Raw genomic sequence first — 20,491 nt, forward strand, 5'->3', positions numbered from 1 at the left:
GCGTTATACATACACTACTACGCCATATTGTGTGGCGAATTCGGGGTTTTTCCCCACGCGACAGCAAGGCGTTTTCGAAATTGCGAATCGTATATCGGAACGTGGTTCCGCCGTTCGCTTTCAATTCGAAAAGCCAGCCGATTTTCGCGGAGAACTGGCGAACTCTCTGACTGGAGGGCGGTGTAGCTGTTTCGTTTTTTACACACACTGGGTTTACGTTTATTAATTCTTAAGCACAATGTGTGAAAAAGCGCTTACGTGGAACCAGAACGAGCCCCTTCGATGAGCGTCGACGTGCAGGAAAAGGCGGTCGCAAAGACCAAGGCAGACGAAGAGGCGTTGGATTCGCTTCACACCCTTCCTTTGTCCATCATTCCGCTGCAGACACCTGGGCTTAAAAAAGCGTTCATGATCAAAAATGCACGCTTGGAAAGCGCGATTGAATTGTTTCGCGACGGGACATCCGGCAGCGGGCAGGTCGAACCGAAGGAATTGCACGGTTATTTCCAGGATGTCGGCGGAGCATTGTCGCACGACCTGATCATTCTCGAAAAGCTATCGAGCCTAGAGTCGTTTGATATCTACTCCCTGCGGCTCGAACTCAGGAATCTTGAGATCGGTTTCGAGGATTACTCTTCGCTTCAGTTGTCCGAGGCCAAGCGGGCCGAACTCACGGAGTATATGCGGGCGTTTACGCGTCCCCTGATCCAGCGGGTTTATGGTGGGGACAAGACGGAAGAGATCAGCGACGTCGGGCAGATCATCAAGATGGTCGCGTCTCCGAACCGCAACGAGGCCGTTGCCAAGCTGAAGAGACTGGCCGAGGAACTGAATACCGAACTTACCGAAGTGCCGAAGTTTCTGGAGCGTTACGGAGACATCTTCCTCTCGCTCTCATACTTCCGCAGCTGTCTCGACAAGATCATGTCGCAGCTTCCCAGCTTCATCGGCTGGATGGAGGAGTTGCATAGCAACTATCAGATTCAGAACGACCGGAACCAGCTGAAGGTCCTGATTGATATCGAATCTGATCTGAACGAGATTTCGACATCTCTCGTCGGGCGATTCGAATATTTCAATCACAGATCGCACGATTTCTGGGAAAATATCAGTGCCGACTCCTTCCAATCCTTCCAGGAACTGGTGACCGCTCACCATGTCAGTATCGGTGCCGTGCTCTGCGGTCTCGCGGTGAAGCTCAACCTTTATGAAGCGCGCTTTCCGAACCACGGCGGCGGACCGGTTAAACGGCTGGAATTCATCAATTCCGAGATCAAACCGGGGTTGAAGCGGATCAAGGATATCGAACAGAAGGTCGGTGCAGTAAGCTGACGAGGTACGTCGAGAGACGGCACCGAGGGTGAAAGGACGGGGCTTGGGCTGGCGCCTAGTCCTGACAGGTCGGAATTTTGACGAGGGGCGCCGTCAATCATGAGCCAAGGGAAACCGGCTCAACGAACAGAGGCGAATCAGATCGCCGGGCCGGGAACGGAGACGCGTGCCGATCTTCTGCAGATGGCCGAGCGGCTTGCCGGTTTCGGGTATTGGCGTCTCGATCTCAGTACGAATACGGTTTTCTGGTCCGATGAGGTGTTTCACATCCACGGAATGAACCCCGGTGACGGGCCGCCTGACCTTGAGGCGGCCCTCAATGCTTACGTCCCTGAGGACCGGCCGACCGTCCAGGCCGAAGTCCAGAAATGCATCGAGCAGAGAGAGCCGTTCGAATTCTCCCTACGGATCCGCAGACCCGACGGAGCCGTCCGGAACGTTGTTTCTCGGGGCGTTCCGGAGCTGGACCGGGAAAACAATGTCATTGCGGTTGTCGGAGTGTTCCTCGACGTCTCCACGCGCCAGGACATCGAACGAACGAACCGCGTCAACGATTTGCTGAGAGAAACCATCGACGCGTTGGACGAAGCGGTCAGCATATACGATCCGGACGACCGCTACGTTTATGCGAATCCCAGATATTTCGAGCTGTTTCCATACCTGAAGGAACTTGACGACCTGGAAGGCAAAAGCTTCGAGGAAATTCTTCGGATCAGCCTTGAGAATGGCGTAATAGACAGTCCGCTGGCGCGGGAAAATCCGGAAACCTATATCGCCGAGCGTCTGCGCGTTAGAAACTCCGGCGTGTCCGAACTCGGAGATCGCCGCCACAAAAGTGGGCGGCTCTATTCCGCGCGCGAATTCCGGACCGAGAAGGGTGCCCACATCACCTTGCGCCGCGACGTTACCGAACAGCGCGTAGCGAGCGAGGAACTGGCCAAGATCAAGGAACGTTACGAGCTCGCCGTTTTTGCCGGAGGGATCGGCGTTTGGGAATACGACAGTCTCTCTGACAGTTTTTACTGGTCCGACTTTGCTGCCGATATTCTTACCCACGGGGTTGAGGAGCCTCCAGTCACTCTCGATGGACTTTCAGCGCTGGTTCATCCGGATGATCTGTCGCATTTCAAAGGTCAGTGCCGGGCCTGTATCGCCCACCGCGCGATGATGGATATCGAGGTTCGGGTGCGCTCTCTCGATGGGCGGGTCAATTGGATTCATTGGCGCGGCCGTGCGATGGCGGGCGAGGACGGAAGCGTGCACCGGGTCGTCGGCGCGATTGTGGATACGACCCGTCGGAAGATAGATCAAGAACGAGTGGCGCGAAGCGAGGCCCGGCTCCGGGAAATCGCGCGAACGGTTCCGGGCGTTCTCTGCCAATGGTCTCTTGGGGACGATCACGTTCCATTTTTTACCTATGTCAGTCCGAAGGCCGAGGAAATTCTCGGGTTCGAGGATGCGAGCCCGGTGGGTATTACCACCAGTCTCGTTCCGATCGCGGAAGACGTGGATGTTCTCCGTGAAGCGCTGGAGCAGGAATTGCGGACGGGGGACCAGGTTCGCGTTGAGGCGCGTTACGAACTGCCCATGAGAGGGGTTCGCTGGATCCGGAATATGTCCGATGTCGTTGCCGTGACTGAGGATAGAATTGATCTGACCGGTGTGCTCGTGGATGTCACCGAGATCAAGGAGGCCCAGGAGCAAATCCGGCGTAGCGAGCGGCATCTCGCCGAGGCAATAGAATCGATCGACGAAGCGTTCGCTTATTTTGATTCGTCTGACCGTTTGCTGATCTTCAACAGTACCTACAAGAACCTGCGGCCTGAGATCGCGGAGGAGGTCGTGCAGGGGCTGTCCTTCGAGAGCTACCTGCGTTTGCTGCACGAGAAGGATCTGCTGCCGGCTGGTGTTGATGATCCTGAGGCATGGATCGCGGAGCGTGTCCGCAGTCACCTTGAGCCGGCGGACGATCCTATGGTTGTCGAGGTCCCGGATGGCCGCGTGTTCCTTATCGCCGAAAGGCCCACCCGCGATGGCGGGATTGTCGCGACGGTGACCGATGTGACCGATCTGAAGCGCCGGGAAAAGGCGCTCGAGGCGGCTCGGGCCCGGCTTTCCGAACAGAATGATGCATTGGAGAAACTCGCCGAAGATCTCGATGCCGCACGGCAAGCGGCGGAAACGGCGAACGAGGCAAAATCCCAATTCCTCGCAATGATGAGCCATGAAATCCGGACGCCGATGACCGGGCTTCTAGGCATGGTCGATATGCTGAAGGCCGAGAAGCTGAACGAATCCCAGCGAGGTTACCTCGATATTCTCAGCCAATGTGCCAACACATTGCTGAACCTGATGAACGATATCCTCGACTTGTCGAAGATCGAAGCCGGGCAGTTGGTCCTTGAGGACATCGATTTCGATCTTGCGGATCTGGCGCGCGAAACCGTCGACCTGTTCCGGAGCGCTGCGTCCGATAAAGGCGTCCGGCTGAGTTTTACGGTCGAGAACGGCGCTCTTACCAAAGTGCGCGGTGACCCGCTTCGCCTGAAACAAGTGTTTGCGAATCTGGTGAGCAACGCGGTCAAGTTTACCGCCGAAGGCAGTGTCAATCTGAGCTTGGATACATCTGTCCAGGATGATGTCGTCATGGTCTGCGGCGCGGTTTCCGATACCGGAATGGGGATTCCAGAAGAGGCCATGCCGAGATTGTTCAACCAGTTCGATCAGGTCGACACCTCCACCACGCGGAAGTTCGGCGGTTCCGGTCTCGGACTTTCAATCTGCCGCAGGCTTGTTGAGGCGATGCAGGGCGATATCGCCGTCGCATCCGAGCTCGGTAGGGGAAGCACGTTCAGCTTCGAGGTGAAACTCGGCTTGGGCGGCCGTGCGGGAGAAGCCGAAGACGCCGCGGCCGGGGAGACTGTCCAGCCGTCGGTCTCGCCGTCCTGCGATCCCAAGGAAACGCCGCCCCTCCGCATCCTGCTTGCCGAGGACAACGCGCTGAATGCGGACCTGATTTCCATGATGCTTGCCAAGTGGGGACACCGTATGGAGATCGCTTCCGACGGGCGGGAAGCGGTCGATAAGTCGTCTGAAGAACTCTACGATCTTATTCTGATGGACATGCAGATGCCGGAACTCGACGGGCCGGATGCGACGCGCGAAATCCGCGCCGGCGGCGGGCCGAACTGCGAGACGGCAATCGTCGGTCTTTCTGCTGATGCGATGCTTGAGCACCGACAGAAATATCTCGATGCAGGGTTGACTGACTTTGAGATCAAGCCTGTCGATTGGGGACGGTTGCGGCAGCTTATGGCCAACCTCTATGAGCGGGGGCTCATGCCGCATGTCGGCGAGGAGTAATAGGGGACCGCGATTACTCCTGTGCCATGCGGGCGTCGCGCCGCATTTCCCTGACCGAGTAGATCGCGCCGACGAAAATGACGATTGAGCCGGCCACGGTCCAGAGACTGGGCACTTCCTGAAAGAACATCACACCGATCAGGCCCGCGAAGACCAGCCTGGTGTATTCCATGGGCTGCACTGCGGAAGCTTCACCGTGCTTGTAAGCCTTGATGTTCGAATACTGCGCCAGGGTCATAAGAACGCCGGTGACCACCATTGTCAGAAGTTCCCAGGCTGTCGGTGTCTGCCACATCAGGATCGCCGGGATGGCGAAGGCAATTGTAAGGCCGAATGACTGGTAGGTCATGATCGCCATCGGGGACTCGGTCTTTGCCATGATCCGGGTGAGAACCATCACGACCGCCAGCGACATTGCGGAGGCCATCGCCAAACCCGCATAGAAATCTATCCCGTCGAGGCTTGGCTGCAGCACGATCAGAACACCGAGGAAGCCGAAAACGGTCGCGCCCCAGCGTTTGAGATCGACAACCTCTTTTAGAATGAGAACTGCGAGCAGTGTGATGAACAGAGTCCGTGCGAAGGAAATCGCCGTTACCTGGGCGAGTGGCATATAAATCACGGCGGTAAAGCCGGTTGTCATGGCGAGGAGGGAAAAGCCAACCCTCAATCCGTGCAGATGTAAGCGTTCTGTCTTGAAACCGGCGGGAAAGGATCGATAGAGCTGCGGACCGAGAATGGCGATGACGCAGAGCTGCCGGATGAAAAGGATCTCCCAGACCGGTATCCTCTGACCGACGTCCTTGATCGCGGCCGTCATTACCGCGAAAAACAGCGATGCCAAAACAAGCCAAATACAGCCTTTTACATTTTCGGGCGCGCGATGCCAGATCTGGAACACGGTCGAGCGTTCTCGCTGGTCGGATGCCAAGCTTTTGGAGGTCTCTGCACTATCTGGCATAAAGCTTCTTACATATGTCCTGACGACGCCATTGCGGCTGTCTTTTTAGTTGTTGTCAATCGCTTTATCTTTGAGTTTTAAGGGTGTTTCAGGGGTGGCTAAGTGTCCCTGTGCGGCGGGTGATTTTGCCGGAACCCGGGACCGTAAATCTGCTATAGGTCTAGAAAAGCGCGCATCCTTCCGATTGAATATCCCGATCATGCAATCTGACAATTCTGGGGCGATGGCCGTAAGAGAGGCTGTCAATTCCGACCTGCTCGAGAGGCTCGACCGCCAGTCCGAGCGTATCGAAACACCTTGCGGCAACGGACGTATGGTTTGGCGTCGTTGGGGTTCCGGACCAATCATAATTCTGCTGCATGGCGGATTCGGTTCCTGGAATCACTGGTGTCGTAACATCGTAACCCTTGCCCGTGAATCTACCGTGATTGCGCCGGATTTACCGGGGTTGGGGGAGAGCGATGTGCCGGGCGACCCGGGGGACCCCGAACATCTCGCGCGCATATTGAGCAATGGGCTGGATGAGATCCTCGGCCCGGATGTGCGATTTGATCTTGGCTGCTTCTCGTTCGGCGCGGTTCCGGGAAGTTTGCTTGCTGTGAGTTACGCGGAGCGGGTCCGCAGTTTCACGCTCGTGGGGGCGGCCGGCTTCGGGCCCCGTGACCGACCGACCGACGGGTTGATTCGGATCCGGCGTGACATGGATGAGGCGACGCGCAGGACCGCGGCACGCAACAATCTCGAGGTGTTGATGTTTGCCGACCCCTCAAAGGTGGATGATCTTGCGGTCGATATTCAGCTCTGTAACACGGACCGCGCACGGTTCCGCTCCCGGCCCTTTTCCCTGTCGGATACAGTGCTTCAGGCTTTGCCGAAGATCCGCGCGCGGCGCAACGCGATCTGGGGCGCCGAGGATGTGACGGCACTTGGCATGCTGGAACGACGGAACGCAGCTGTGCGCGCGGCCGATCCGGACGCCCATGTTGCTGTCATAGAAGCGGCCGGTCACTGGGTCCAATACGAGGCCGCTGATGAATTCAACCGCAGTTTCCTAGAGATGGTGCGGCGCTCGGCCTGAGAGAAACTGAACCAATGCCGCAATGACGGCAGTCGAAAGTAAGGGGGAAACAGATGAAACTCGTGATTTTGCCGGGAGACGGCATCGGGCCCGAGATCGTTGCGGCCACGCGGGTCGTCTTGTCCGCGGCATCGGAGCGGTTCGGACTCGGGCTGGAATTCGAGGAACATGCGATAGGGGAGGCCGCGCTCGCCAGTGACGGCATTACCTTGCCGGACGAGGTTTTTGAACGCGCAGCAGCGGCCGATGGTGTCGTTCTGGGGCCGGTTTCGACCGCCAGTTACCCGCCGCGCGACGAGGGCGGTCTCAACCCGTCAGCCGAATTCAGGCGGCGCATGGATCTGTTCGCAAATATCCGCCCGAGCCGCTCCGTCGGCAACGAAGCGACGCTGGTCAAGGACATGGATCTCGTGATCGTGCGGGAGAATACCGAGGGCTTCTATGCTGACCGAACCATGTTCGCGGGAAGTGGCGAGTTTATGCCGGACAAGGACATGGCGCTCGCTGTCCGCAAAATTACGCGGGAGGGCGCGGGCCGGATCGGGCGCGCAGCGGCCGAACTCGCGATGACGCGGCGCAAGAAGCTCACGATCGTGACCAAGTCCAACGTCCTGAAGCTGAGCGACGGCCTGTTTCTCGAGGCTGCGAAAGAAGCCGCATCGGCATTCCCGGAAGTGGCCGTCGACGAAGTGCTTGTCGATGCGATGGCATCGCATCTGGTGCGCAGCCCGTCGGTGTTCGACGTGATTGTCACCTCAAACATGTTCGGTGACGTACTTTCGAACGAGGCGGCTGAACTCGCCGGCGGTCTTGGGTTCGCCGGTTCGCTCAACGCCGGCGCTAAGCACGCGGTCGCCCAAGCCGCTCACGGTTCGGCGCCCGATATCGCGGGTCAGGATGTTGCCAATCCGAGTTCTCTGATGCTGTCCTCCGGCATGCTCCTTGATTGGCTGGCGGACCGTAGCGACAGCAATGCGTTGCGGCAGGGCGCGCGGGCAATCGAGAAAGCGGTGATGGACTGCGTGGCGGCGGCGGAAAGCCGGACGCGCGATACCGGCGGCAGTCTGGGAACTGCCGCCTTCGGTACGGCAGTCGCGCGACGCGTGAGCGATGCATGACCCGGGGTTGGTGAGACAGAGGAGCGACTATGCGTGAGATCTCATTGCCAAACGGACGAAAGGTTCCGTCGCTCGGGTTGGGAACCTGGCATATGGGCGAGCGCGGTGCCAGCAGGGCAGAGGAGGCCCGGGCCCTTCGGCTCGGCGTCGAACTCGGCATGACCCTGATCGACACTGCGGAAATGTACGCCAATGGCGGAGCCGAGGAAGTTGTCGGCGAGGCGGTCCGCGATTGCCGGGCGGAAGTATTCATCGTTTCCAAGGTGTTGCCATATAATGCGAGTCGGAAAGGCACAATTGCGGCCTGCGAGGCCAGCCTGAAGCGGCTCGGCACCGACCATATCGATCTTTACCTGCTTCACTGGCCGGGCTCCCATCCGCTGTACGAGACGGTCGAGGCATTCGAGGAATTGCGGGCGGCAGGAAAAATCGGCGGCTACGGAGTCAGCAATTTCGACACCGACGCGATGAACGCGTGGGAACAGGCGGCCGGCGCGGGAAACTGCCAGACCGACCAAGTCCTCTACAATCTTACGCGCCGCGGCATCGAATGGGATCTCGTTCCCTGGGCCCGGAACCGGGCTATGCCTCTGATGGCTTATTCGCCATTGGAGCAGGGGAGGTTATCGGCTCCGGAACTGGACGACATCGGCCGAAAGCATGGGGTTTCGGCTGCGCAAGTGGCGCTGTCCTGGGTGCTGCGGGATCAGAACATTATCGCCATTCCAAAGGCCTCGAATCCCAACCATGTCCGGGCAAACCGTTCGGCTGCGGATCTTGTGTTGGATTCAGACGACCTTGCCCGCTTGGACGCTGTTTTTCCTCCGCCACGTGGCAGAAGCGCGCTTGAAGTCCTGTAGGGGCTAAAATTTTGAACTTTAAAGGCTCAGGCGCGTTTCACTTAAGATGCGGATTGTATTGTGATATTTCGCGCTATGTTTGATGGGTGAGTGCATCTGTATGCTTTGTGCTTAAAAAGAGCTTGGCAAAGAATCGCCGAATCCCCACAATATGCGGTGTCAGGGCTTTAAAGCACGACAAGGTGGAGTGAGGCGATGAGTGCCGTCGATAACAGGTTTGTTGAGCGTAAGAGCCTGGAGATCCTTGCGGAAGCGGTGGATCGGACGGTCGGCACCGGTTTTGTTCATGAGGCGATCGCCAAGGCGGCGAAGTCACTTGAGACAAAAGCCTACAGCGATGCTGACAAAGCCTTCCGGATGCTGAACCCCCGCGAGACCCGCAAGGTCGAGAAGACCGCGCTTGAGAACGCGACAATATTTGCCGAGCACGGTGAATACAGCGATCCGATGTCGGATATGAATCCGAACCCGAAGTTCGACGATATCCGTTCCCGTTCGGTCAAACTCGGTTCTTGAATTTCCTCTAGTTCATCTCTGAAATTCTCGCGCCCCGGGCCGCGAGAAGAACCGTTGCTGTTCCCGCCAGCGCCAGTAGCGCGGTGATCAGGAAGCTCCCGCTGTAGCTGCCTGTCAGCTGATGGCCGAGCGTGAATATCGCGGGACCTACGATGACCCCTGAGAACGTGAAGAAGAGGGCGGCGCCGGTCATATTTCCAGCCCGCCCTTCCGGACTGTGCTCGACCACCGTCGAGGCGAAGACGCCGTTCCAACCCATCGCCGTGAAGCCGAAGACGAAGAACAGCAGATAGACGAGGCCAAGAGGCCATTCCGGGGCCACGAAAACAGTGGCGAGGGCGGAACCCGCTGTCAGCAGGGCATTTATCACCAAGGCGGCGAACCCGTTCCTGATCCGGTCGGCGAGCACGCCCCATGCGATACGGCCGACGACGCCCGCGACCTGAACCGCAGTGAGCGCAAGGCCGGCCGCAACGAGCGTGTAGCCCGTCTCCTCGACGAGGAAAGTTACCGCGAACGCGTTGAGGGAAAGTTGTATAGCCGCGAGGAAGAGGCCGGTGAAGCACATCCACCGGATGGCGGGCAGGCGCCAGGCATCCCTGATGTCGGCCATCGGAGAGCGGAACAGTGGAGCCGCGCGGGAGCGGTCCGCATCCCAGCGGGCACGAAAAACCTGCATCACCAGAAGAAGCGCGAGGGAGACCGCGATGGTCGCGGCCATGCTTGCTCGCCATCCTTCCACCAGCGTCAGCGCCGGGGCGAAGGTGCTGGCCGCGATGCCGCCGAGCGGCACGCCGGTAAAGCGGATGGAAAAGACCAGGTTGCGGTTTTTCGGCGTGACGACCTTCGACAGCAGGTGCGCTGCGGGCGGGTTGATCAGGCCGTATCCGAATCCGATCACGAAGGATCCAAGAGCGATCAGCGTAAGCGATCCGCTGGCGATCACGAAATGGGCGAATGCAAAGAGCCCGAGGCTGACCTGGGAGACTCGCCACGCGCCGAGCCGTGCCACCAGCCCGCCTGCGAACAGGCTGGTCACCATGCCGCCGAGATAGACAGCGACCACCTGCAGGCCGATCAGCGCGGCATCGACTCCGAGCGCGCTGGCGACTTCGGGAGCGATAGCCGGAAGCCACAGCGAGGCCATGGAGCCGGTAAGCTGCACCCAGATCATGAAGGCGACCACGGTGACCGTATCACGCAACGGCGGCACGGCCCGGGCGGCGTCCGGATGGGCGGTCATGCCGTATCTCTCCGTCAGATCGGATGCTGCGCCTTGTCGGCTCCGAGAAGGGCGGTGCGGAACGCCATTTTCATGTACTTGCCGTCCCGCGGCGGCATTACGGTTTCACCGGTTCTAGTGTCGACCTTGATCACGGCGACGAGCGGAGAGTCGCCCGCATCGAGGCGTCCGATCAGATCATCGAGACCGGCCTCGTCGGTGACCGTCATCGTGTTCTGGATACCGGCGCCGGCAGCCATGGCCGCCAGATCCGTACCGCGGCCGGTCGGTGCTGCCTGCATGCCGGTTTCGCCGTAATGCTCGTTGTCCAACACGATGATCGCGAGGTTCTTCGGCTGCTGCAGGGCGACGGTCGAGAAGCTCCCGACCCCCATCAGCTGCTCGCCGTCACCGGTCAGCACCCAGACATTGTGATCCGGCTGTGCCAGCGCGAGGCCGAGGCCGGTCGGCGTCGCACCGCCCATGCCGCCCCAGATATAGAAATTCTCGGGCCGGTGGTCGGCCGCGGCGAGATCCCAGGTCGGCGAGCCGAGACCGCTGATACAGAGCGCGTCGCCCCGAACGGACATGAGCTTCTTTACGACGTCGCGGCGGAAGAGTTTTTCGCTGCTCATGGGATCAGTCTCCCGCCTTGGCGCGCGCGTGGGCTCCGGCAAAGGGTTTCGCGCCGATCAATTTCTGACCGATAAGCACCGCGACGGCCTCTCCGCCATGGAACGACATCAGCAGTCCGGCCTTGATCGCCTCTGCCGCTTCCTCGTCCGTTTCCGCCTTGATGCAACGCACGCCGACCGCTTCGAGCACCGGCTGGACCGCCTTGCCCATCGGCATCTGCCAGGGGTTGGACTCGCCGTAATCGCCGCGCATGGTGACGATCATGAAGAGCGGAAAGGCGCAGGTTGTTGTCAGCGAGGCGATCATGTTGATCGTGTTACCGACCCCGCTGCTCTGCATCATGACGGCGCATTTTTGCCCGCCGAGCCAGGCGCCCGCGGACACCGCGATGCCTTCTTCCTCGGTTGTAAGGGGAACCGTCCGGATGTCGTTGTCGGCCAGGCTGGACTTGATCAGCTTGCTGAGGCCGGCGTCCGGAACGTAAGCCACCTGCTTGATTTCGTGCTCCTTGAAGAGCTCGTGCGCCCGTGCGCTCCAGTCGCCGCTCATGGGATCTCCGTCCATTGTAAGGGCCCGAAACAATGTGCCCGGAGGCGCATTGTCTGTCCACGCGACGGTCGGAACCGGTCCCGTTCCGCGATGTCGATATTGCCGAGCGCTCCATTGTCTTGACGCGGGCGCTGGCTCATAGTCGGAGCGCATTCGAACCGGGAACCGAACCATGTCGCTGAAGACCGACCGCCGCCTGATTCCGACCTCTATGCATTGGGGCACTTATTTTGCCGAAGTCGAGAACGGCAAACTTGTCGCCGTGCACGATTATGAAAAAGATCCGGCACCGGCGATTATCGGCCCTGGCATCGTCGACGCGGTGGACGACGCCGTGCGCGTGCGCCGGCCGATGATCCGCAAGGGCTGGCTGGAGAAGGGGCCGACCTCGCGCGAGGGGCGCGGGGGCGAGCCTTTCGTCGCGGTGCCGTGGGACGAGGCGCTCGACATGGCGTCTGCCGAGCTGAAACGGATCCGGGAGCAGCATGGCAACAAGGCGATCTTCGGCGGCTCCTACGGCTGGTCCAGCTCCGGCCGCTTCCACCATGCGCAAAGCCAGGTGCACCGGTTCCTGAACTGCATCGGCGGCTATGTGCGCCATGTCGATACATACAGCTATGCCGCCGGGCAGGTGATCATCCCGCATGTCGTCGGGCCGTTCGCGGATCTGCTCAACAAGCACACAACCTGGCCGGTGATTGCGGAGCACAGCGAGCTGGTTGTCATGTTCGGCGGCGTGCCTGTGAAGAACGGGCAGGTGACGTCCGGCGGGGTCGGGCGCCACACCGTGTTCGAGGGGCTGAAGACCGCCTACGAGATGGGCGTCGAATTCGTGAATATCAGCCCGATCCGCAACGACATCGTCGATCTGGTCGAGGCCGACTGGATCGCGCCCCGGCCGAACACGGATGCCGCGTTGATGCTGGCGCTGGCCCATGTGCTCTACAGCGAAGGCCTGCATAACGAGGATTTCCTCGCCGAATACACCACCGGCTTCGAGAAGTTCCTGCCCTATCTCCTCGGCGAGAAGGATGGGCAACCGAAAACGCCGGAATGGGCGGCGGCCATCACCGAGGTGCCGGCGGAGGAGATCCGCATGCTCGCGCGGCGCATGGCGAACGGCCGCACCATGATCATGACCGCCTGGAGCATCCAGCGCGGCGACCATGGCGAGCAGCCCTTCTGGCTGACCGTGCTGCTGGCCGCGATGCTGGGGCAGATTGGTCTTCCGGGCGGTGGTTTCGGGCTCGGCTACGGCTCGGAGAACGGTATCGGCAACCCGGTCGAACTGTTTAAATGGCCGGCATTGCCGCAGGGGCGCAATCCGGTCGAGGATTTCATCCCGGTGGCCCGCATCTCGGACATGCTGCTCAATCCGGGCGGCAGTTTCGTCTATGACGGCCAGACCCGGACCTATCCGGACATCAAGGCGGTCTACTGGGCGGGCGGCAATCCGTTCCACCATCACCAGGACCTGAACCGGCTGGTGAAGGCGATCCGGCAGCCGGACACCGTTTTCGTCAACGAGATCTGGTGGACGGCGATGGCACGGCATGCTGACTTCGTCTTCCCGACGACGACGGCGCTGGAGCGCAACGATCTCTCCATGACCCATTGGGAGCAGACCATCGTCGCGATGCAGAAGGCGATCGAGCCGGTCGGCGAGTCACGCCACGATTACGACGTCTTCACCGGCCTCGCGGAACGGCTCGGCGTTGCCGACGCCTTCACCGAGGGGCGGGACGAGGAGGGCTGGTTACGGCATCTCTGGGACCAGGCGCGCCAGCGCGCGGCAGAGGCTGAGTTCGAATTGCCGGATCTCGAGATCTTCCGCGAAATCGGCACCATGGAGGTGTTGAAGCCGAAGAAGCCGATGGTGTTGCTGGCGGCGTTTCGAGAGGACCCCGAGGCAAATCCGCTGCAGACCCCGAGCGGTAAGATCGAACTCTATTCGGAGACGATCGAAAGCTTCGGCTATGCCGATTGTCCGGGGCACCCGATGTGGATTGAGCCGTACGAGTGGCTCGGCGCGCCGGTGGCGGAGACCTATCCGCTGCACTTGATCTCGAACCAGCCGAAAACCCGACTGCACAGCCAGCTCGATAGTGGCGCCATCAGTCGGGGCTCGAAGATCAAGGACCGCGAGCCCATGAGCATGAACCCGGTGGACGCCGCGGCACGCGGGATCGGGAACGGCGACGTGGTCCGGATTTATAACGACCGGGGCGCGTGCCTCGCCGGTGTGATCGTGACCGACGCGGTGCGGCCGGGCGTGGTGCAACTTTCGACAGGGGCCTGGTACGACCCGGAAGAGCCGGGCGTGATTGGCTCGCTCTGCAAGCACGGCAATCCGAACGTGCTCACCCGGGACAAGGGAACGTCCAGTCTCGGTCAGGGGCCGAGCGCCCATTCCGTGTTGGTCGAGGTCGAGAAATACCACGGCACGCCGCCGCCGGTGACGTCCTTCGTGCCGCCGCCGATCGAACAGAAAGCCTAGCGGTCCGGGTCGGCTGTCGCAGGATGCTTGTCGGAAAGATGACGCGGGAGGCCTTGATTTCCTGCCTCCCGAAAGGGGGGGCGGCAATCGAGATCGGCGTCGCCGAAGGGGTTTTCTCCTCGGTGATCCTTCGGGCTGCGCAGCCCGGACAGCTTAACCTCGTGGACCCTTGGGTCCATCAGGCCGACCCGGACTATGCGCCCGACAAGAATAACGTAGACGACGAGACCAACGAGAGCCGGTATCGCGGGGTCCTTGAAAAGTTTTCGCAGGAGATCGCCGGGGGGACGGTGCAGGTGCATCGCGGATTTTCGAGGGATGTGCTTCCCGGGTTCCCGGACGAGTCCTTCGACTGGGCATATGTGGATGCGATGCATACGCGCGACGCCGTGCTTGCGGATCTCCGCCTCGTCTGGCCGAAGGTGAAAGCCGACGGTTTCGTTCTCGGACATGATTACTCCAACGGGCCGCACGCACGCGCCCTCGGTTTCGGCGTAGTTGAGGCTGTCAGAGAGTTTCTCGAAGAATCAGAAGGGGTATTCGTTGCGGCGACGATGTTGCTGGAGACCTACCCTTCTTATGTGCTCGCGAAATCCATGCATGGCGGTGTCCGGCCATTTGCCGAACAGTTTTTGTTGAAGTCGGAAGCCGTCGTTGAAATCCGTGACCGGAACCCGGACTACCAGCACAAGGTCACAAAGATAGGGAATAAGGTCGTTGCGTTCCCGTCCTTCTAATATGTCCGGCCTGGGGAGAACGATATGATTCACACGGGGCCCGCACCGCGGACAAAGACGGAAGAATTCTATCCTGGCTTCAGATTCCGGGAGCGTCCTGTCACCCGGGACCGGGATTATCAGGACAGCCGGCTTCGGGCTTGCGGTGTCGATCCGTCACTTTATGGCGATCAGGCCGCGGCGGCTCTTTTTGGACAGGACTGCTTCAAGGCAATGCGCGAGGCGGGCCATCAGGTCGACGGGCTGGTCCAGACCGAGCAGCGCTTTAAGCAAATCGAGCCGGTGGCGGTCGGCGAGCCTCTGACCCAGCGCGGCTGGATCGAGGCTTACGACGAGGTAGAACGAGGACACCGCCTCCATCGCACCTTCGAATTCGTTCGCAGGGACGGCCTGGTCGCGTTGGTTGCCGATGTGATCGGCCTGGTTCCCGACAAGGAGAAGTGGAAGGCCGCGGCAGCGAAGGCTGGGCAGAAGGTGCCGTCCGATCCGCGTGCGGGCTTTGAGCTGATTTCGGAAAAGACCATGACACCCGAGGATGTGACGCTTTTCTCCTCGGATGTAGGGAACCTGATCCATTTCAAACCGGATTTCGCCGCCAACCTCGGCTATCGCGCCCCGCTGGCGCAGGGGCTTCAGACCATGGTCTGGATGATGGGACGGCTGACCGAGGACGGACCGCCGGTTTCGTTCGAGGTCTCGGCGAGTTTCCGCAGGCCGGTCTTCTGGGACGACGAGGCCAGTCTCTGGCAGCACCGGGGCGAGAACGGTTTCATCAACTGCATGCGCGCCCTGAATGCGTCTGGAAAGCTCACCGCCGAACTGACCGTCGCATCGATCTCGTACGCCTGACCCGATGTCCCGAAATACAGTTCGAAACATCCTCTTCGTGATGTGCGACCAACTGCGCTGGGACTATCTCTCCTGCGCCGGTCATCCTCATTTGCAGACACCGCATATCGATGCGCTGGCGGCGCGCGGAGTCCGTTTCGACCGGGCCTACTGCCAGTCTCCGATCTGCGGGCCTTCGCGCATGTCCTTTTATACCGGACGCTTCATGTTCAGCCACGGGGCGGGCTGGAACAACTACCCGCTCCGGGTCGACGAATGGACGCTGGGTGACTATCTCCGTCCTCTCGGCATGCGGGTCGCGCTCGCCGGCAAGACGCATATGAAGGAGGACACCGACGGCATGGCCCGGCTCGGCCTCGATCCGGTTTCCGAACATGGTGTTCTGGTTTCCGAATGCGGCTTCGAACCTTATGAGCGCGACGACGGCCTCCATCCCGACCGCAGCGCCGATCCGGACCTGGCCTACAACCGCTTTCTCAGACAGAAGGGCTATCGCGGCGACAATCCCTGGTCGAGCCATGCGAACTCGACCGAGAGCGATGCGGGGGAGACGCTCGACGGCTGGTACTGGGGGCACTCGAACGGTGCCGCGCGGGTGCGCGACGAGGATAGCGAGACACCCTACATGACCGACCGGGCGATCGACTTCATCACCGAGATGGGCGACAAGCCCTGGTGCCTGCATCTCTCCTACATCAAACCGCACTGGCCCTATATCGCGCCGGAGCCCTATGCCTCGATGTACGGTTCGGAGCACATTCTGCCGGTGCAGCGCAACGCCCGGGAGGAAGCGGAGGCGCATCCGGTCTATGCCGCCTTCATGCGGCACAAGGACAGTATGCTCTTCCGCCGTCCGGAGGCGCGCGAGACGATCGTCCCGGCCTATATGGGCCTGATCAAGCAGATCGACGATCAGTTCGGCCGTCTGATGAAGGAGCTGGAGCGATTGGGGCGACTGGACGACACGATGATCGTCTTCACCTCCGATCATGGCGATTATCTGGGCGACCACTGGCTTGGCGAGAAGGATCTCTTCCACGAGGCTTCGGTGCGCATTCCGCTGATCGTCTACGATCCGCGTCCCTCCGCCGACGCGACCCGCGGCACGGTGAGCGAGGCGCTGGTCGAGGCGATCGATCTCGTGCCGACCTTCGTCGAGGCGGCGGGCGGCGCGGTGCCGGTCCACCGGCTCGAAGGCCGCTCGCTGCAGCCGCTGCTGGATGGGCGGGACGTCGTCTGGCGCACTTACGCAATTTCCGAAAGCGATTATTCGGGCCGCGACGCCCGTGCGGATCTCAATCTCGCGCCGATGGATGCGCGCTGCTGGATGCTTCGGACCGATCGTTGGAAATACGTTCTGCACGAGACCTTCCGTCCGCAGCTCTACGATCTCGAAGCCGATCCTGGGGAGTTCGTTGATCTCGGCGCCGATCCGGCCTGTGAGGGAATCCGGGCGAAACTGAAGGAGATGCTCTTCGACTGGTTTCGCAACAGGCGGCTGCGCGTCACCATTTCGGACGAGGAGATCGTCCGTCGGACCGGCGGCGCGGACCGGCAGGGGATCTTGATCGGCTACTGGAAGCCCAGCGATCCGTGACGCGCGGAAGCGTGCACGGATCCCTGCTGCAAATGGAACAAGGGTCGGCTGCAGAGCCTGCTACGGTGCTGCCATGACCAAAGAAAGAATTTCCCGACTAAGGCGTAGGCTCGATGGTTTCGGCCGCCTGGGGCTCGCCGAACTGCCGACACCGCTGCAGCCCCTGAACCGGCTGAGCGCGCATCTCGGCGGTCCGCGCCTCTGGGTGAAGCGGGAGGATTGCACCGGCTTCGGCTTTGGCGGAAACAAGCTCCGGAAACTCGATTTCGTCCTGAAGAGGGCGCTCGATGAGGGTTACGACACGCTGGTTAGCGGCGGGGTCGTCCAGTCGAACAGCCAGCGGCAGGTCGCGGCGGCGGCGGCGAAGCTCGGTCTCGATTGCCATCTCGCAGTGTATCACGGGCGCCTGGAGGCGCCGACGCCGGAATACGAGCAGTCTGGAAATGCGCTGCTGAACCGACTCTATGGTGCCCGTCTGCACGACGTTCCATGGACCGGCGACCGTAATCGGGCCATTGGAGATCTGGCAGCCGGGCTCGCCGCGAATGGGCGGAAGCCCTTCGTGGTTCCCTACGGCGTCTCCGACGGGCTTGGGGCGGCCGGCTATGCTTCCGCGGCGCTGGAGATCGCGGAGCAAAGCGCCGCATTCGGGATATCGCCCAGGGCAGTGGTGCACTGCTCCGGCAGTGGCGCGACCCAGGCGGGGCTCGCCGTCGGCGCGGCCATCTGCCTGCCTGAAACGGAGATCGTCGGCATCGATATCGACGCCGAGCCCGAGCGGGTCAGGGCCGACGTGGTGCTTTATGCTGCAGAAGCTGCGGCGTTGCTCGAGACGGAGTTCGATCCGGGAAGCATCGAGGTGGTCGCCGGTCATGCCGGGCCGGCCTACGGCGTGCCGCACCGGGCAACGATCGACGCCATCAGCCTTGCCGGGCGGCTCGAGGCGCTGACGCTCGATCCGGTCTATTCGGCGAAGGGGCTGGCCGGCCTGATCGCGCTTGTCCGGGCAGGACGCTGGAGCGCCGAGGACGATGTGGTCTTCGTCCATACCGGCGGGAGCCCGGCGCTCTTTTCCTATCAGAGCGTACTCGGGATCTGATCCCGCTTATATTGTCCCGGAGAAGAGGGCAATGCAGTCGGTCCGGCGCGGCGTCCAGCCGAGATTCCTGCGGATTTTCCTGCTGCTCATCCGTTGTATCAGTGCCGGTCCCGCCGCCCAGTCCCCATGCCGCGCGACGGCCTCCGCGACCGGCAGGACGCTATGCTGCGCCGCCGAGCCAAAGTGGTGGGCGACGGCGTCGGCAAGGCTGACAGTTGTCACTCCTTCCTCAGATGCTACGCAATAGGTCTCGCCCGCAGGTGCGCTTTCCAGCGCAAGCCGGTAGGCGGAGGCGAGGTCCCTGCGGTGGACCAGAGGCCATGTCGCATCAGGGGAGCCCCAGATCTCGATCGGATTACCCTTTCGGGCTGCATCGACATAACGGTGCAGCACGCCGCCGTCCTCATCCCACACCATCGCGGGGTGGATCAGAATGGGCGCGATGCCGCGGGCGCCAGAGAGCCAACGCCAGTTTTCCAGCATCCATGCGAAGCTCGGCAATGGATCGTAAGGCGTTTTCTCGTCCGCAACCCCGGAACCGGTCTCTCCGAAGAGCCAGCACCCGCCGGTGTAGATTAGGCGCAGCGGGGTGTCTCTCACCGATGCGGCAGACGAGATGGCTTCGAGGACGGCACGGTCGATCCCGCCCATGTCGGAGTCGAAATCCGCTGCGGCCTGGATCACGGCATCGGCGCCGGTGACGAACCCGGCCCAGTCCCGGGGACGCGCCAGGTCGCCCGGCAGGGGCTCTGCGCCGGCCTCGCCTAGGCGAACGGCCGATCTTTCCGATCGGGCGAGGGCGGTTACCTGATGGCCATGGGCAATGAGTTCGTCAAGAATGGCGGAACCGATGGAGCCGGTGCCGCCGAGCAACAGGACATGCATGGGATCGGTCCGTACTGTCAGGCGTTTTGAAAACGATAGAGCCGCAGGACGGGTTTAATAGCAAGAATATTCTTGATAATATAAGCGCCGGCCGAGAAAACCCCGCCCGGCGCATCGATTTCGTCAGTTCGTCAGCACCACGCGGCCGACGATCTTGCCGGCGCGCAGGTCGTCCAGCGTGTTCTGCACCTGGTCCATGGGACGGGTCTCGATCGGGACCTGTTTCACCTTTCCGGCCTTCACCAGCTCCATCAGTTCCTTCAGCTCCTTCAGGCTGCCGACATAGGAGCCGATCATCGAGGCCGCGCGCAGCGGCAGGGTCGGAAGCGGCACGGTGAAGTCGCCGCCATAGAGACCTACGATGACGTAGCGGCCGCCCTTGACGAGGCTGAAATAGCCGAGCTTCGCGGTCGGGTTGGCGCCGACCGTGTCGACCACGGCGCGCGGACCGCCGCCGGTCGCATCCGCCAGTTTCTTCGCGGCATCGTCGCCGGAGATATTCAGCGTCGCGGTCGCGCCCATCTCCTTTGCGGCGGCGAGCTTGTTGTCGTCGATATCGCAGGAGAGCACCTGCTTCACGCCCATCGCATGCGCGATGCTGACCGCGGCAAGCCCGAGGCCGCCGGCGCCCATGATCACCAGCCACTCGTCGTCATGCACCGGCAGCGCCTTCTTGATCGCGCTGTAGACGGTGACGCCCGAGCAGGCGAATGGCGTCGCGTCGGTCGGATCTACGTTACCGATATCGACCAGGAACATCGGATGCGGAACGAGGATATATTCCTGATAGCCGCCGTCCCTATAGACGCCGAGGGTGCGCGGCTTGGCGCAGTGGTTTTCCTGACCGGCCTTGCAGATCGAGCATTCGCCGCAGCCGATCCAGGGATGGATGAGCTTGGTTTCGCCGGCCGGAACCGCGCCGGCGTCCGGGCCGCCCTTGACGACCTCTCCGAGGATCTCGTGACCGAGCACATGGGGCAGCGGCACGCCGCGGTCGCCCATGTTCAGGCGTCCGGCGGAGCCGAGATCGAAATAGCCGTCGCCGATATGGAGGTCGGAGTGACAGACCCCGCAACGGGTCACCTTGACGAGAACTTCGGTTCCGGTCGGCTCCGGGATTTCCTGCTGGATCATTTCCAGCGGCTTCCCGAAATCGGTGACTTTCCAACTCCGCATTTGCATGGATCGATTT

17 protein-coding genes are annotated in these 20,491 nt (G+C 61.3%); 11 read left to right on the top strand and 6 right to left on the bottom strand.

Annotation, left to right across the window (positions count from 1 at the left end; translation table 11 throughout):
• Positions 1-282: 282 nt before the first annotated feature.
• Complete coding sequence (locus NUH88_RS20645; RefSeq protein ID WP_257768651.1) at positions 283-1,332, top strand: hypothetical protein; 1,050 nt, start codon at positions 283-285, stop codon at positions 1,330-1,332.
• A gap of 99 nt (positions 1,333-1,431) precedes the next feature.
• The gene (locus NUH88_RS20650; RefSeq protein WP_257768652.1) at positions 1,432-4,695 is read left to right on the top strand and encodes a PAS domain-containing protein; all 3,264 of its coding nucleotides are present in this window, start codon (positions 1,432-1,434) and stop codon (positions 4,693-4,695) included.
• 13 nt (positions 4,696-4,708) lie between these two features.
• Here NUH88_RS20650 and NUH88_RS20655 read toward each other — a convergent pair whose 3' ends face one another.
• Positions 4,709-5,626 (bottom strand): DMT family transporter, encoded by a 918-nt coding sequence (locus NUH88_RS20655; RefSeq protein ID WP_257768653.1) that lies wholly within the window; start codon positions 5,624-5,626, stop codon positions 4,709-4,711.
• A 229-nt stretch (positions 5,627-5,855) separates the two neighbouring features.
• On the opposite strand from NUH88_RS20655, the gene NUH88_RS20660 reads away from it, so the two are divergent.
• The 4 genes from NUH88_RS20660 to NUH88_RS20675 all read left to right on the top strand — a co-directional run bounded on the left by NUH88_RS20660 (position 5,856) and on the right by NUH88_RS20675 (position 9,228).
• Positions 5,856-6,734 carry an alpha/beta fold hydrolase gene (locus NUH88_RS20660; RefSeq protein ID WP_257768654.1) on the top strand — a complete coding sequence of 293 codons (879 nt, stop codon included), beginning with the start codon at positions 5,856-5,858 and terminating at the stop codon, positions 6,732-6,734.
• 53 nt (positions 6,735-6,787) lie between these two features.
• Complete coding sequence (locus NUH88_RS20665) at positions 6,788-7,852, top strand: isocitrate/isopropylmalate dehydrogenase family protein (RefSeq protein WP_257768655.1); 1,065 nt, start codon at positions 6,788-6,790, stop codon at positions 7,850-7,852.
• 29 nt (positions 7,853-7,881) lie between these two features.
• The gene (locus NUH88_RS20670) at positions 7,882-8,712 is read left to right on the top strand and encodes an aldo/keto reductase (protein ID WP_257768656.1); all 831 of its coding nucleotides are present in this window, start codon (positions 7,882-7,884) and stop codon (positions 8,710-8,712) included.
• Positions 8,713-8,907: 195 nt separating this feature from the next.
• Positions 8,908-9,228 carry a hypothetical protein gene (locus NUH88_RS20675; protein WP_257768657.1) on the top strand — a complete coding sequence of 107 codons (321 nt, stop codon included), beginning with the start codon at positions 8,908-8,910 and terminating at the stop codon, positions 9,226-9,228.
• A gap of 7 nt (positions 9,229-9,235) precedes the next feature.
• On the opposite strand, the gene NUH88_RS20680 is transcribed toward NUH88_RS20675, so the two are convergent.
• The 3 genes from NUH88_RS20680 to NUH88_RS20690 are packed head-to-tail and all read right to left on the bottom strand — an operon-like array spanning position 9,236 to position 11,635.
• Positions 9,236-10,471, bottom strand: a complete 1,236-nt coding sequence (locus NUH88_RS20680; RefSeq protein WP_257768658.1) for an MFS transporter — start codon at positions 10,469-10,471, stop codon at positions 9,236-9,238.
• A 14-nt stretch (positions 10,472-10,485) separates the two neighbouring features.
• Positions 10,486-11,085, bottom strand: coding sequence for a thiamine pyrophosphate-dependent enzyme (locus NUH88_RS20685; RefSeq protein WP_257768659.1), 600 nt, complete (start codon positions 11,083-11,085; stop codon positions 10,486-10,488).
• 4 nt (positions 11,086-11,089) lie between these two features.
• Complete coding sequence (locus tag NUH88_RS20690) at positions 11,090-11,635, bottom strand: phosphonopyruvate decarboxylase (protein ID WP_257768660.1); 546 nt, start codon at positions 11,633-11,635, stop codon at positions 11,090-11,092.
• A gap of 172 nt (positions 11,636-11,807) precedes the next feature.
• Here NUH88_RS20690 and NUH88_RS20695 point away from each other — a divergent pair, with 172 nt between their 5' ends.
• The 5 genes from NUH88_RS20695 to NUH88_RS20715 all read left to right on the top strand — a co-directional run bounded on the left by NUH88_RS20695 (position 11,808) and on the right by NUH88_RS20715 (position 18,414).
• Positions 11,808-14,132, top strand: coding sequence for a molybdopterin guanine dinucleotide-containing S/N-oxide reductase (locus NUH88_RS20695; protein ID WP_257768661.1), 2,325 nt, complete (start codon positions 11,808-11,810; stop codon positions 14,130-14,132).
• 23 nt (positions 14,133-14,155) lie between these two features.
• Positions 14,156-14,869 (top strand): class I SAM-dependent methyltransferase, encoded by a 714-nt coding sequence (locus NUH88_RS20700; RefSeq protein ID WP_257768662.1) that lies wholly within the window; start codon positions 14,156-14,158, stop codon positions 14,867-14,869.
• A gap of 24 nt (positions 14,870-14,893) precedes the next feature.
• Positions 14,894-15,718 (top strand): MaoC family dehydratase, encoded by an 825-nt coding sequence (locus tag NUH88_RS20705; RefSeq protein WP_257768663.1) that lies wholly within the window; start codon positions 14,894-14,896, stop codon positions 15,716-15,718.
• 4 nt (positions 15,719-15,722) lie between these two features.
• Complete coding sequence (locus NUH88_RS20710) at positions 15,723-17,315, top strand: alkaline phosphatase family protein (protein ID WP_257768664.1); 1,593 nt, start codon at positions 15,723-15,725, stop codon at positions 17,313-17,315.
• Between the two features lie 73 nt (positions 17,316-17,388).
• Complete coding sequence (locus NUH88_RS20715) at positions 17,389-18,414, top strand: D-cysteine desulfhydrase family protein (protein WP_257768665.1); 1,026 nt, start codon at positions 17,389-17,391, stop codon at positions 18,412-18,414.
• 6 nt (positions 18,415-18,420) lie between these two features.
• Here NUH88_RS20715 and NUH88_RS20720 read toward each other — a convergent pair whose 3' ends face one another.
• Positions 18,421-19,299 carry an NAD-dependent epimerase/dehydratase family protein gene (locus tag NUH88_RS20720; protein ID WP_257768666.1) on the bottom strand — a complete coding sequence of 293 codons (879 nt, stop codon included), beginning with the start codon at positions 19,297-19,299 and terminating at the stop codon, positions 18,421-18,423.
• Positions 19,300-19,422: 123 nt separating this feature from the next.
• Positions 19,423-20,481: an alcohol dehydrogenase gene (locus NUH88_RS20725; protein WP_257768667.1), complete on the bottom strand. Its 1,059-nt coding sequence runs from the start codon at positions 20,479-20,481 to the stop codon at positions 19,423-19,425.
• Between the last annotated feature and the right edge of the window lie 10 nt (positions 20,482-20,491).

Origin of the sequence: Nisaea acidiphila (genome assembly GCF_024662015.1) — a bacterium.
Taxonomy (GTDB): Bacteria; Pseudomonadota; Alphaproteobacteria; order Thalassobaculales; family Thalassobaculaceae; genus Nisaea; species Nisaea acidiphila.